The organism is Brenneria sp. hezel4-2-4, from assembly GCF_013155275.1.
Classification (GTDB): Bacteria; Pseudomonadota; Gammaproteobacteria; order Enterobacterales; family Enterobacteriaceae; genus Brenneria.
Genome location: NZ_JABJXS010000004.1, coordinates 241,258 through 254,008 on the forward strand (window position 1 = coordinate 241,258; position 12,751 = coordinate 254,008).

Below are 12,751 nucleotides of genomic sequence, written 5' to 3' on the forward strand. Positions count from 1 at the left end.
CGAAAACGGGCAACGGAAAGACGCATTTCCAATCTGGACGCCCCTCAGTGTAAAACTTTCTTTTCCGAGGAGAGCTTATCATGCTGTTTTCCGTAATCTTCCTGGAGTATCCCGGATAAATAACCGTTATTCGCCTCCAGCCAGGCGCAGTCGCTGTCAAACCATTCGGCCCACATCGCCCAGAAATTCCCTTTCCACTGTTTCCATTTGCCAACTGCTATATCACTATTCATCATAGACCTCCTGATAAAACATCGAGTTCAGCAAATACCTCAAACAGGGTGTCAAATAAATATGACAGCCATATGGCATGGCTGCCCTGTCTTCATCCTCTTCTAATAATTTATACGCTTATCTAGGGCCGTTTGCGACCCATAAACAAACTTACCAGGAACAAAATAATCCCGACAACGAAGACGATTTTAGCCGCACCTGCCGCCGTACCCGCCAGACCACCAAAACCTAATGCCGCAGCGATCAGAGCGATAACTAAAAAGATAATACCCCAACGAAACATATGCTCTCCTTACCAAAAAAATTAAAAATCATGGCGATCGTCCTGACACTGATAATGCATCCTGATTGCGTATCCAGGTGGTAATGCCTTGTTTTGCAGGTTCAGGTCATAACGGGTTATCCGCTCTGGCGGATAACCCGGTTTATATATTTAAAATTAACGGTTATGACTTAATCGTTAAGTCGTTTTTGACGCTTTTTACGCCGTCAACGGCTTTGGCGATACTTTCAGCACGCGCTGACTGAGCCTGGTTATCAACTTCACCGCTCAACAGCACGACGCCTTCATGCGTCTCAACCTTCACCTTACGCGAAGGAACAATATCGTCCGCCAGCAATTTGGCCTTAATCGAACTGGTGGTCATGGCATCACCCGCATAAGCGCCGACAGACTGCGAGGTATTATCCTTAACCTGGAGTTTGTCGCTCACCGACTGCACACCCTCGATTTTCGTCGCGATGTCTACCGCGCGAGTGGCCAGCGCCTGGCTGCCGACGAATCCGCTCAGGGTGACGACGCCATTAGTGGTCTCAACGGAGATATCGCCGCTGGTGATGGTTTTATCTTCCAGCAAGGCGCTTTTCACCTTTGCCGTGGTTGCGCTGTCACTCATGTAACCTGACGCTTTATTGGCGGAGCTATCCACTTTTTCACCTGTAGTGTTGGCGATACGTTGTACTTTTTGCCCAAACGTATCGTCTGCCAGCGCATTACCGCCGACCAGAATCGAACCCAGAGCGACGGCGATCAATGATTGTGTGAGTTTGGTCTTTTTCATCAATATCTTCCTTTATGTTTTTATGTGCCCGACACATAGCGATGCGGGCTGCATTAACGCAGAGTGATTGCCAATGCCATTCAAAATATTGCCGTAACCTCATGTCGTTGATTAAATGCACCCGTCATTAACGTCATCTAAACCAAAATAAACAGAGTACAGTTCCTAAAATAGGAAAAAATGCAATATAAAGAACTAGCTAAAATTGCGTTAACAGGTAAACAAACTAGAAACACTTAACACGTTGTTAACTATAGACCACGGAAAAGGAAATCACAGGACGATAAAGAGAAAAGAACGGGAACCGGCGGCAATTCAGATTTGTCTGTGGCGGGTTTTTCCGCCATAACCTCGGGCAATATATGACTAATTAGTTGATAAATAATAAAAAATATAAACAAAACGCCCGAATCGAACCGCATTTATCGCTATTCGAGCGGGCGCTTAAATTTCACACAAAACGCTGATTACTTATACAGCTCGGATTAATGTTCGCGCGTTTTATGGAACATGACTTCAGGGTAACGTTCCCGCGTCAGGTTCAGGTTGACCATGGTCGGGGCGACATAAGCCAGATTGTCGCCGCCATCCAACGCCAGATGCTGTTCGTTCTTGCGTTTGAACTCTTCAAACTTTTTCACATCGCCGCATTCGACCCAGCGCGCGGTGGAAACATTAACCGATTCGTAGATAGCTTCCACGTTGTATTCGGTCTTCAGCCGCGCGACCACCACGTCAAACTGCAACACGCCCACAGCGCCGACGATAAGATCGTTGTTGGTCAACGGACGGAATACCTGTACCGCGCCCTCTTCCGAAAGCTGCACCAACCCCTTCAGCAATTGTTTTTGCTTCAACGGATCGCGCAGACGGATGCGGCGGAACATTTCCGGGGCGAAGTTGGGAATACCGGTGAACTTCATCTCTTCACCCTGGGTAAAGGTATCCCCAATCTGGATGGTGCCGTGGTTATGCAACCCGATGATATCTCCCGCATAGGCCTCTTCGACGTGCGAACGGTCGCCGGCCATAAAAGTCAGCGCATCGGAAATCACCACATCTTTGCCGGTACGCACCTGACGCAGCTTCATGCCTTTCTCATATTTACCGGACACCACGCGCATAAACGCCACCCGGTCGCGGTGTTTCGGATCCATATTGGCCTGGATTTTAAATACGAAACCGGTGAATTTCTGTTCGTCGGCGACCACTTCGCGCGTATCGGTTTTACGCGGCATCGGCGCCGGCGCCCAGTCAACCAGGCCGTCCAGCATATGGTCGACGCCAAAGTTACCCAGCGCCGTACCGAAAAACACCGGAGTCAGATCGCCGGACAGAAACGCCTCCAGTTCAAACTCGTGCGACGCCCCTTTAACCAGCTCAAGTTCTTCACGCAGTTGCATCGCCAGATCTTCGCCAATCGCCACGTCCAGATCCGGGTTATCCAATCCTTTGATGATGCGGACTTCCTGGATCGTATGACCTTTACCGGACTGATAAAGATAGGTTTCGTCTTTATAGAGGTGATAAACGCCTTTGAACAGCTTGCCGCAGCCAATAGGCCAGGTGATAGGCGCGCAGGCGATTTTCAGCTCGTTTTCCACTTCATCCAGCACTTCCATCGGATCGCGGATGTCACGGTCGAGTTTGTTCATGAAAGTCAGGATCGGCGTATCACGCAGACGAGTCACGTCCATCAGCTTACGGGTACGATCTTCGACCCCTTTCGCCGCGTCAATCACCATCAGGCAGCAGTCCACCGCCGTCAGGGTGCGGTAGGTATCCTCAGAGAAGTCCTCATGCCCCGGGGTATCAAGCAAATTGACCAGACAGTCATGATAGGGAAACTGCATAACGGATGTGGTAATGGAGATACCGCGCTGTTTTTCCATCTCCATCCAGTCGGATTTCGCATGCTGGCTCGAACCCCGCCCTTTTACCGTACCGGCGGTCTGGATCGCCTGTCCGAACAGTAATACTTTTTCGGTAATTGTGGTTTTACCGGCATCGGGGTGGGAAATGATGGCGAAAGTTCTTCTTTTCGAGACTTCGCGGGCGTATTCACTTGGAGACATGATTTTCAGGTTTCTTCTGTTAGCCACCCGGCGTCAGCATCAAATCACCTCGATGTCAGCGTCAGGCAAAGCGGAAATAAAAGAGAGTAAGCCGGGTATTTTCCCTGATTTAACGGTTATACACAATCAGTGACTGAAAGCGGCGGATATCACCGGTCATATGCCAGGCAGGCGCTCAACCTGCCTGGCACCGATGAATAACGGAATCTTTTACCGGCTTTATCGATGGCGATGCTCAGGCGCCCAGCGTGGCGCCGCCATCAATGACGATATCCTGTAGCGTAATATGACCGGCCAGATCGGAGGCCATAAATAAAATGGCGTCGGCAATCTCCTGCGGACGGGCGATTTTCCCCAGCGGAATGCCCAGTTTGAATTGTTCGGGAAAACCGGCGATGGTTTGCCGCTCCGACTCTGGAGCGTGCCACAGGGTGCGTTGCATCGGCGTATCCGTCGAGCCTGGCGAGATCACATTACAGCGCACGCCGTAGGGCGCCAGCTCCAGCCCCACCGTCAGACACAGGCTGCGCAGCGCCGCTTTCGAGGCGCAGTAGGCGGCCATGCCCACCCGGGGAACATGCGCGGCATTGGAGGCCACCGTAACAATCGCCCCGCCGCGCTGACGCTGAAACTGCGGGATCGTCGCCTGAAACAGGTTGAATGCCCCGCCCGCGTTGACCGCCAGACAATCCTGCCAGTCCTGCTGACTGAGCGTTTCCGCCGCCCCCATCCGCAAAATGCCGGCCCCGTTGACCAGCACATCCAACCGCGGCGTTTGCGATAGCCGTTCGGCGCAACGCGCCGCCACGGCGTCGGCATCGCTGATATCCAGCAGGCAAGGGGTAAAAGGCGGCGCGCCGTCGGAGAACGCCCGATCGAACCCCACCACCTCGGCCCCGGCCTGTACGAAACGACAAGCCGTTTCGTAACCGATGCCGCGGCCTGCGCCGGTTACCCATACCTGCTTCCCGGTGAAATCAAGTTGGCTGCTCATGCTTCCTCCCGCTGTACGGCCGTCAGCAGCGAGATCCAGTGGTTGATGGTCGGGGTTTTTACCAACGTGACGAAATCCACCTCGTGGCCCTGCTGACGCCAGCGGCTCACCAGCGACATGATGCGCACGGAGTCCAGTCCGTAATCCAGCAGGTTTTCGTCATCGCCCACCTCACCACAGTCGTCGTCCAGAAACGGCAGCAGCTCCGCCCGCAGGCTGGCGTGACTGTATTCCGCCGCCGAGGGCGCAGAAGCGATCAACTGGCCGGTGGTGACCACCCGCCCGCAGCGGCCGGCGCTATAGCGCAGGGCCATCATGTGCTCGTCCAGCGAGAAATCGGCCAGCGCGTCAGCTACCATAAACGGTTTGATATCGCGCATAAAGGCGTCATTGGCGGTGGTCAGACAGCCGATGTGGGCATAAATCCCGCAGATAATCAGCTGGTTACGTCCGGCATCGCGCAGTCGCTGCTCCAGGTCGGTGCGCAGAAACGCGCTGTAGCGCCATTTTACCAGCACGGTATCGCCGCTGTCGGGCGTCAGCGCATCAGTGATTTTCTGCTGCTCGGGATAGTTGTTCAGCCCCGGCCCCCACATATCGTTCAACAATGCCCTGTCGGCCGCGCTCTGGTTGTTCGGCTGCGCGGTGTAGAACACCGGAATAGCGTGCTGACGACAGAAATCCTTCAGACGAACAATATTTTCGATAAGCCGGGCGGTCAGCGGACTGTTTTCCCCCCAGAAATTAAGAAAATAGTGCTGCATATCGTGGATTAACAACGCCGCGCGCGGCGTTTCCAACGGCCAGCTCACTTTGTTGTCAGGCAGGGACGCCGCCGACGGCAGAGGATAGCTATTCAGTTTGGGAATACTCATCAGTGACTCTCCTGCAACGGTTGCGTAAGCTGTTGCGCCATCTCGCGCAACCGTTGTTTATCGACTTTTCCGACCGGTGTTTCCGGTAACGCCGGCAGGCTGGTAAAACGATCCGGTAATTTATAATCGGCAATGCCCTGTTCGCGCAGGTGACGGCGCAGCGCCACGGATTTGATCGCTTCCCGGCAAACGACGAAAGCGCAGCTTTTTTCCCCCATCAGCGGATCGGGGATGGCGACCAGCGCGGCGTTAATCACCTGCGGGTGGCGTAACAGCAGATTTTCGATCTCTTCGGCGGCAATCTTTTCGCCCCCGCGGTTAATCTGATCTTTCTCCCGCCCCACCACCTGTAGGTGGCCGTCCTGGTGTTGGATCACCACATCGCCGGAGCAGTAGAAGCCCTGCTCATCAAACACCTGTTGGTTATGATGCGGACTGCGGTAATAACCGCGAAAGGTGTAGGGACCGCGGGTCATCAGCCGCCCGGCCTGCCCACAGGGCTGGGGATGCCCTTCGGCATCGGCCACCCAGACTTCGTCGTCCGGGCTGATCGGACGCCCCTGGGTGGTGAAGATGACGCTGTCATCGTCATCAAGGCGGGTATAGTTCACCAGCCCTTCCGCCATGCCGAAAACCTGTTGCAGTCGGCATCCCAGTTCGGCGGGGATGCGGCGAGCCAGCGCCTCGCTCAGCCGTGCCCCGCCGACCTGTAATAACGTCAGGCTTTGCAACGCGTTACGCTGACCGAGCAGAGAAACGGCTTCCAGCCACAGCGTTACCGCAGGCGGCACCAGCGCCGTCACGTTAACCCGATGCCGTTCAATCAGCGGAAAACAGTGGTCGGCGCTGGGATCGGCGGCCATCACCACCGTTCCCCCGGCATAAAATACGCCCAGTGCGCCCGGCGAACTTAACGGATAATTATGAGCGGCCGGTAAGGCGCACAGATAACGAGTATCGGCGTCAAAATGACAAATTTCCACGCTGGCGCGAATACTGTAGTAGTAATCGTTATGGGTGCGGGGGATCAGTTTCGGCGTGCCGGTACTGCCGCCGGACAGTTGAAAAAACGCCACTTCATCCGGCGGCGTCGGCGAGGAAGCTTCATCGTTCCCCGTTTCCTGAAGCAGATGGTTTAAATCGCGGTCGGGGTTTTCATCGCCACGCAGGATCGCCAGTTGTAAAGAAGGGGTGACCTGACGTAACGCATCAATAAACCTATCGTCATGAAACAGGTCATGACGGCGATCGGCGATCAGCAGCGCCGGGGTTATCTGTTGCGCATAGGCGCTCAATTCGCTGCGCTGATGATTGAACAGCGCATTCACCGGCACCACGCCAATACGCAGCAAGGCGAAATAGGTCAGGTAAAATTCGGCGATATTGCCCAACTGCACCAGCGCCGTTTGTCCGCGCCGTACGCCGCGACGCGTCAGTGCGCCAGCCAGCCGGTCGACATGCTGGTTTAGCTCGCGGTAGCTGAAGCGGCGCTCGCCGTCGATCAGCGCCGGCGCGTCATTATCCCGGTGACGGCTGAGGATATCGTCCAGCGGCCGGTCAATCCAATAGCCGCGCTCACGGTAGCGCCGTTCCAGCGCCGCGGGCCAGCGGTTGAATTCGATCATCATGCGACACACTCCCGGTGATCGGTTATTCCAAAGGCATGCAGCATGGTGCTCAGCTTCACGCCGGTTTCGTTCCATTCGGAAACCGGCTGCGAATCCGGCACAATGCCGGCGCCGGCAAACAATCGCACCCGGTTTTCACGCACTTCGCCGCAGCGGATAGTGACCACCCATTCACCGTTACCCTGCGCATCGCACCAACCGACGATGCCGCCGAACAGCCCGCGTTCGAACGGCTCAAGATCGGCGATTAACCGCCGCGCAGTGTCGGTGGGATAACCGCACAACGCGGGCGTAGGATGAAGTAAACAGGCCAGCGACAAGGCGTTGTCGGCATCAGTCGCCGTTTCGCCGCTGATGGCGGTCGCCAGATGCCATAGCGTGGCGGTGGAGAGCAATTGCGGCGTCTCGGGGATGTGCAATTGGCGACAGCGGGAGGTCAACACCCGGCGCATTTCGTTAATCACCACCCGATGCTCATAACCATCCTTTGCCGAATCCAGCAATTGTTGTCCGGCGCGCCGATCGGCTGGCGGAATGTTGGCGCGCGCCGCCGATCCGGCCAGCGGCGTGGAGTGCAGATCACGGCCCGACTTGCGTAACAATAGCTCAGGGCTGGCGCCCAGCAGCGCGCCATCGTCCAGGGGAACGTAAAAATGATAGGCGTCGGGTTCGCGAGCCAGCAGACGCGCCAACAGCACCCGATGATCGACCGGCGCGCTGAGTTCGATATCCAGCAGGCGCGAGAGCACGACCTTGGTTAATTTTCCCTCCCGCGTCGCCCTCACGGCCTGACTCGCCAAATCGATAAAAATATCCCGGTTTGGCCGTGGCTGGGTTGTCACCATATCCGGTAATGAAGGACAATCGTTGAGTACCGGCATGGTTAGGCCGGCGCGACAAAACCAGTGGCTTTGCCGGGGAATAAACAGCGCCGACGGACGGGACGCATCAAAGGGGATGGCGCCAACCACCACCGGTTCGGCGATGCCCGCCGCCCTGGCGCGCGCAAACGCCTGTTGCAGCGTGCGCTGAAAGACGCCGCCGGTATCAAAGCCATCGCCGGCGGGCGTCGTCAACGCCATAAAACGACCTTGTGTATACAGGCTACGGAAGGGAGAACTGAAAAAGAACCCTGAATCTGGCTGCCAGCCACGGTTCTCCTCTTGCGTGACATTGTCCCTAATCAAACGGTACACTCGCAACCTCCGGTATAATTCATAATGATAACGATTATGATAACTATTATCATTAATAGATTTGCGTAACAACTTATGACGATGCTTTCGCATTGTCAACAGTAGGAAAACGAGCTTCACGTCCCCCAATTTTATGTTTAAGCGATAAGAGGTTTAGGTGATGAGAGCGGTATTTTATTTCTCGGGCTGGCGCTATGCGTTGCTGCCGGTGTTGGCGTTAATGCTGAGCGCCTGCGACGGAAAAACCGAAACCGGCGCGGCAACGAAACCGGACAATGCGGCTATCGAAGGTTGGCCGCGACAGATTCAGACCCTTGACGGCACGCTCACGCTCAAGGCGCCGCCGCAGCGCATCGTCTCCACCAGCGTCACCGTTACCGGCACCCTATTGGCGATTGACGCGCCGGTCATCGCCAGTTCCGCCACCAGCCCGGGCTCCCGCGTTTCCGACAGTCAGGGATTCCTGCGCCAGTGGGGTGACGTCGCCCTCGAACGTAAGGTAAAAAAAACCTATGAAACCAAGCCTAATGCCGAAGCGATAGCCAACGAAGCGCCGGATCTGATTGTGGTCGCCGCCACGGGAGGCGATTCCGCCCTGGCGCTGCGTCAACAGCTTAGCGCTATCGCGCCGGTACTGGTGGTTAACTATGATGATAAAAGCTGGCAGGAACTGGCCTCTCAATTGGGCTACGCCACCGGACGCGAAGAGCAGGCCCGGGCGGTGATCGCGAAATTCGACGACCGGCTGAACGCCGTGAAGCAACGTTTGCAGTTGCCTCCGCAGCCGGTCAGCGCTTTTGTCTGGCGGGAAGACGGCAAGGGCGCCAATTTATGGACTATCGACTCGGCGCAGGGCCAGTTGCTTAAACAGTTGGGTTTCGAGCTGGCCGCCGTACCTGATGCGGTACGAGGAAACCACAGCATGGGCATGCGTAAGGATCTGGTGCAATTGTCCGGCGAGAAGATGGCAGACGGGCTGAACGGCAATACCTACCTGCTGTTTTCCACAGATGAAGAGAGCATCGAGCCACTGCTCGCCAACCCGTTTGTCGCCCATTTACCGGCGGTCAGGGACAGACAGGTTTATGCCATGGGCAACGATACCTTTCGTCTGGACTACTACAGCGCCAGCAATATGCTGGATCGGCTGGAAAAATACTTTGGCACGCATTAATTTCCCGCCGATGATGCCGGCTGCGGCGGGTTGAGGTTTTCAAGCCGACGCAGCGAGGCCGACAGTGCGGCCAGCGCCACGCCGGCCAGCGCGGCGCCGAGACCGAACAGCAGGCCGGAGGTTTGCGGCAGCAGTTGGGTTCCCATGGTGCCCAGCAACAGCGCGCCAAACGCATCCCCGGTCACGGCCTGCGCCGTCCACAGGCCATTGACGCGCCCCAATAACGCATTTGGCGTCAGACTCTGCACCAGGGTAAATTGCAACAACGAATTGATCGCGCTGAGATAGCCGTAGATCGCCAGACAGCACAGCGATAGCACAAAATACGGCATCAGGCTGAACAGGCTAAGGACTAAAAATCCCGCCACGGCGGTAAAGATCATCAGTCTGCCGGGCCGGGGGGTTTGCGCCACCCGGCCGCTGGTAAACGCCCCCAGCGCCGCCCCCAGCGGTATCGCCGAATACATCAGTCCCAAATGTAAAGCGTCAATCTGCCAACGGATAGCCAGTGCGGGAAACAGCACCCGGACGGCGCTGGTCAGGCTGACCAGCGTCCCCATCAGCACGATGGCGCCGATAACCCGATTCTGTTTTAAAAAAACCACGCCCGCCAGCAGCGCGCGCCCGGGATGCTCCTTCGGCTGCTGCGGCGGCGGCATCGACGGCAAGCGAATGAGCGGGATCAGCGTTACCCAGGTTCCGACGGCGGCTAAAGCGTAATTCCAGCCCACATCGCCCCAGGCGATAACCATTCCCCCGATGGCGGGAGACACCACCGCGCCGAAGCGTACCGTCAGCATACTGATGGCTCCCGCCGAGGCGAGGTTTTCGCGCCCGACCAGCGCCGGGGTGGCCGCCATCAATGCCGTCATGCCGACCGCGCCGAAAAAACCATCCCATACGGCAAGCAACCAGAGCAGGATCAACGACGGTTCCGGCGCCAGCGTATTCAGGAATAAACCGGCGAATCCGGCGCCGCAGGTGGCGCGGGCAAACAGGATAAGGCGACGGCGGTTGTATCTGTCCGCCATAACGCCGCCCAACAACAGGCCGATAAACATGCCGCCCCCGGCCAGAACGACCGCCAGACCGACCTGAAGCGTCGAACCGGTCATCTGCTGGATCTGCACCGGAACCGCCACGGTCAGCATACCCAGCGCCAAAACGGAGATAAAACGCGCGCAAAACAGCGCCCGGAAATCGCGATTCTCTTTGAGTAAACTGAAATTGAGTAAAATGGAGGGTCTGTCCATGGCATTTTTCCGGCGGTTGTACATTGCGATTGCGTCGATAAAACTAACCTCATCGACGCCAGCGTTTTGTTCGCGATAAAGGCATGTTATTATAATCAATATCAAATTATATTGATAATTATAATCATTTGCATATGCATTCCAATAAGACGCCAGTTCCACCGATGGATAACGCCGATCTGCTGCGCCCCTCATCAAAGGGAATGATAACCGGCCATCCGCTGTACGGCTTACTCATCGTCAGTCTGTTATTGATGCTGTGCTGTCTGCTCAGTTTATTCGTCGGCGCCAAATATATTTCCGTTGCCAGCGTCATCAACATATTGAGCGGCGATCATTCCCATCCCGACAGCACGATTATCCTTGATGCCCGCATACCGCGCACGCTGGCCGGTTTGCTGGCTGGCGCCGCGCTCGGCGTATCCGGGGCGCTGATCCAGGCGCTGACCCGCAATCCGCTGGCCGACCCGGGTATTTTAGGTATAAATGCCGGCGCCAGCTTCGCGGTGGTAATCGGTATCGCGTTTTTCGGCGCAACGCTGCCTGAACAGTACCTGTGGTTCGCCTTCAGCGGCGCGCTATTATCCAGCATCGGGGTATGGCTAATCGCTTTCCAGGCCCGGGGAAAGTCCAGCCCGGTTCGTTTAACCCTGGCCGGGGTGGCGCTCGGCGCCGTGCTGGCGGGAATGACCTCCGCTATCTCGCTGATGGATCCGCTGGTCTATGACCATGTTCGTTTCTGGGAAGCCGGTACGCTGGATATCCGCAGCATGCACATTATAAAAGTGATCGCGGCGCCGGTGCTGGCCGGGTTGGCGCTGGCTTTGTTACTGGCTCGCTCCCTTAATGTGCTGGACATGGGGCATGACATCGCGCAGGCGCTGGGCACGCGTACCACCGTCATTCAGGTGCTAGGCCTGATCGCCATCACGCTGTTATGCGGCGCCGCTACCGCCGCGGTGGGGCCGATTGCGTTTATCGGTCTGATGGTGCCGCATATCGCCCGTCGGCTAGTCGGTCCGGATCAGAGGAAGATCCTGCCCTGGGTACTGCTGCTGACGCCGGGCCTGCTGTTGATTTCCGATATGGTCGGCCGGGTTATTGTGCCCGGAGAATTACGCGTTTCCATTGTTACCGCCTTTATCGGCTCCCCGGTACTGATTGCTCTGGTCCGCCGTCATGGAGGGAAAAACGGGTGATGCAGATCGGATTGGCTCAGAACACCCGGCGTCGGCGCGGATATTGCGGTATCATGGCGACGCTGTGCCTGATGCTGGCGATACTGGCACTGGTTTCAGGCACCATGCCGCTCAGCATCGAGCAGATACTTCGGGCTTTATGGGGCGACGCCCCCGCCAACATCGTCACCATTGTGGTTCAGTGGCGTTTGCCTCGCGTGGTCATGGCGCTGATCTTCGGCGCTGCGCTTGGCGTCAGCGGCGCCATCTTCCAGTCGCTGCTGCGTAATTCGCTCGGCAGTCCGGACATTATCGGGTTCAACTCCGGCGCCTATACCGGTGCGCTGATGGCGATAATCCTGTTTAACGGCGGCGAATTCAGTATTGCGGGCGGCGCCCTGGCGGGGGGGATTCTCTCCTCGGCGCTGGTCTGGCTATTGACATGGCGTCACGGAATTCAGGGCTTTCGTCTGATTATCATCGGCATTGCCATCAGCGCGCTACTCTACTCCGTCAATACCTGGCTTATCATCTCGGCGTCGCTGGAGTCGGCCATGTCCGCCGCGCTTTGGGGCGCGGGTTCGCTTAACGGCATTACCTGGAGCAAAGGGCTGCCCGCCCTGCTATTTATCGCCACGGCCTTTACCCTGTCGTTATTGCTGACCCGGCGTATGACGCTCATGGAAATGGGCGACGATACCGCCCGGGCGCTGGGCGTACCGGTGGAGAGCTCGCGGCTGCTGTTGATGGTGATCGGCGTGGCGCTGACCTCGGCGGTGACCGCGGCCGCCGGCCCTATATCGTTTATATCCCTGTGCGCGCCGCAGATCGCTCGCCGTTTAAGCGGCGGAGACACCCCCTCTCTGCCGGCGGCCGCGCTGACCGGCGCCTTTTTATTGTTGGCGGCCGATTTTCTGGCGCAGCGTCTATTCTCGCCGAATCAGTTGCCGGTCGGCGTCGTTACGGTTTGTATCGGCGGCGTCTACCTGCTGGTATTGCTGACGCGGGAATCCCGCTGAATATCCCGGCAAGCCTCATGCACTTATGCACTTCGCGCCGGGCGGCGATCCTGGTCCGCCGCCC

General features: G+C 56.9%; 12 protein-coding genes. 3 read left to right on the forward strand and 9 right to left on the reverse strand.

Annotated elements, in window-relative coordinates:
• Nucleotides 1-44: 44 nt before the first annotated feature.
• From HOY33_RS10865 to HOY33_RS10900, 8 genes are all read right to left on the reverse strand, one after another.
• Entirely contained in the window at nucleotides 45-233 is a 189-nt protein-coding gene (locus tag HOY33_RS10865; RefSeq protein ID WP_172290233.1) for a stress-response protein, read from the reverse strand.
• A 122-nt stretch (nucleotides 234-355) separates the two neighbouring features.
• Nucleotides 356-517, reverse strand: coding sequence for a DUF1328 domain-containing protein (locus HOY33_RS10870; protein ID WP_000490275.1), 162 nt, complete (start codon nucleotides 515-517; stop codon nucleotides 356-358).
• A gap of 163 nt (nucleotides 518-680) precedes the next feature.
• Entirely contained in the window at nucleotides 681-1,295 is a 615-nt protein-coding gene (gene osmY / locus HOY33_RS10875; protein ID WP_172290234.1) for a molecular chaperone OsmY, read from the reverse strand.
• 485 nt (nucleotides 1,296-1,780) lie between these two features.
• Nucleotides 1,781-3,370, reverse strand: a complete 1,590-nt coding sequence (prfC, locus tag HOY33_RS10880; protein ID WP_172290235.1) for a peptide chain release factor 3 — start codon at nucleotides 3,368-3,370, stop codon at nucleotides 1,781-1,783.
• 235 nt (nucleotides 3,371-3,605) lie between these two features.
• Nucleotides 3,606-4,364 carry a 2,3-dihydro-2,3-dihydroxybenzoate dehydrogenase gene (gene dhbA, locus HOY33_RS10885; protein WP_172290236.1) on the reverse strand — a complete coding sequence of 253 codons (759 nt, stop codon included), beginning with the start codon at nucleotides 4,362-4,364 and terminating at the stop codon, nucleotides 3,606-3,608.
• Complete coding sequence (locus HOY33_RS10890; RefSeq protein WP_172290237.1) at nucleotides 4,361-5,239, reverse strand: isochorismatase; 879 nt, start codon at nucleotides 5,237-5,239, stop codon at nucleotides 4,361-4,363. The genes dhbA and HOY33_RS10890 overlap by 4 nt, the downstream gene beginning before the upstream one ends.
• On the reverse strand, nucleotides 5,239-6,867 hold the full coding sequence (locus tag HOY33_RS10895) for a (2,3-dihydroxybenzoyl)adenylate synthase (RefSeq protein ID WP_172290238.1): 1,629 nt from the start codon (nucleotides 6,865-6,867) through the stop codon (nucleotides 5,239-5,241). The genes HOY33_RS10890 and HOY33_RS10895 overlap by 1 nt, the downstream gene beginning before the upstream one ends.
• A complete protein-coding gene (locus HOY33_RS10900; RefSeq protein ID WP_253906961.1) occupies nucleotides 6,864-8,054 on the reverse strand; it encodes an isochorismate synthase in 1,191 nt (396 codons plus the stop codon). Before HOY33_RS10900 ends, HOY33_RS10895 begins: the two co-directional genes overlap by 4 nt.
• Before the next feature lie 169 nt (nucleotides 8,055-8,223).
• Between HOY33_RS10900 and fepB the strand changes: the two genes are divergently transcribed.
• Nucleotides 8,224-9,237, forward strand: coding sequence for a Fe2+-enterobactin ABC transporter substrate-binding protein (gene fepB, locus HOY33_RS10905; RefSeq protein WP_172290240.1), 1,014 nt, complete (start codon nucleotides 8,224-8,226; stop codon nucleotides 9,235-9,237).
• On the opposite strand, the gene entS is transcribed toward fepB, so the two are convergent.
• The gene (gene entS, locus HOY33_RS10910) at nucleotides 9,234-10,490 is read right to left on the reverse strand and encodes an enterobactin transporter EntS (RefSeq protein ID WP_172290241.1); all 1,257 of its coding nucleotides are present in this window, start codon (nucleotides 10,488-10,490) and stop codon (nucleotides 9,234-9,236) included. The two genes, fepB and entS, sit on opposite strands and share 4 nt — an antisense overlap.
• A 203-nt stretch (nucleotides 10,491-10,693) precedes the next feature.
• Between entS and fepD the strand changes: the two genes are divergently transcribed.
• Complete coding sequence (gene fepD / locus HOY33_RS10915; protein ID WP_172290423.1) at nucleotides 10,694-11,689, forward strand: Fe(3+)-siderophore ABC transporter permease; 996 nt, start codon at nucleotides 10,694-10,696, stop codon at nucleotides 11,687-11,689.
• Entirely contained in the window at nucleotides 11,689-12,687 is a 999-nt protein-coding gene (gene fepG / locus HOY33_RS10920) for an iron-enterobactin ABC transporter permease (protein ID WP_172290422.1), read from the forward strand. Before fepD ends, fepG begins: the two co-directional genes overlap by 1 nt.
• Nucleotides 12,688-12,751 lie beyond the last annotated feature (64 nt).

Bases quoted from the DNA above. Each gene is read 5' to 3' on its own strand.
- fepD (WP_172290423.1), top strand. From the start codon at position 10,694: ATGATAACCGGCCATCCGCTGTACGGCTTACTCATCGTCAGTCTGTTA.
- HOY33_RS10890 (WP_172290237.1), bottom strand. From the start codon at position 5,239: ATGAGTATTCCCAAACTGAATAGCTATCCTCTGCCGTCGGCGGCGTCC.
- fepB (WP_172290240.1), top strand. From the start codon at position 8,224: ATGAGAGCGGTATTTTATTTCTCGGGCTGGCGCTATGCGTTGCTGCCG.
- osmY (WP_172290234.1), bottom strand. From the start codon at position 1,295: ATGAAAAAGACCAAACTCACACAATCATTGATCGCCGTCGCTCTGGGT.
- HOY33_RS10870 (WP_000490275.1), bottom strand. From the start codon at position 517: ATGTTTCGTTGGGGTATTATCTTTTTAGTTATCGCTCTGATCGCTGCG.
- fepG (WP_172290422.1), top strand. From the start codon at position 11,689: ATGCAGATCGGATTGGCTCAGAACACCCGGCGTCGGCGCGGATATTGC.
- HOY33_RS10865 (WP_172290233.1), bottom strand. From the start codon at position 233: ATGAATAGTGATATAGCAGTTGGCAAATGGAAACAGTGGAAAGGGAAT.
- HOY33_RS10895 (WP_172290238.1), bottom strand. From the start codon at position 6,867: ATGATGATCGAATTCAACCGCTGGCCCGCGGCGCTGGAACGGCGCTAC.
- prfC (WP_172290235.1), bottom strand. From the start codon at position 3,370: ATGTCTCCAAGTGAATACGCCCGCGAAGTCTCGAAAAGAAGAACTTTC.
- dhbA (WP_172290236.1), bottom strand. From the start codon at position 4,364: ATGAGCAGCCAACTTGATTTCACCGGGAAGCAGGTATGGGTAACCGGC.
- entS (WP_172290241.1), bottom strand. From the start codon at position 10,490: ATGGACAGACCCTCCATTTTACTCAATTTCAGTTTACTCAAAGAGAAT.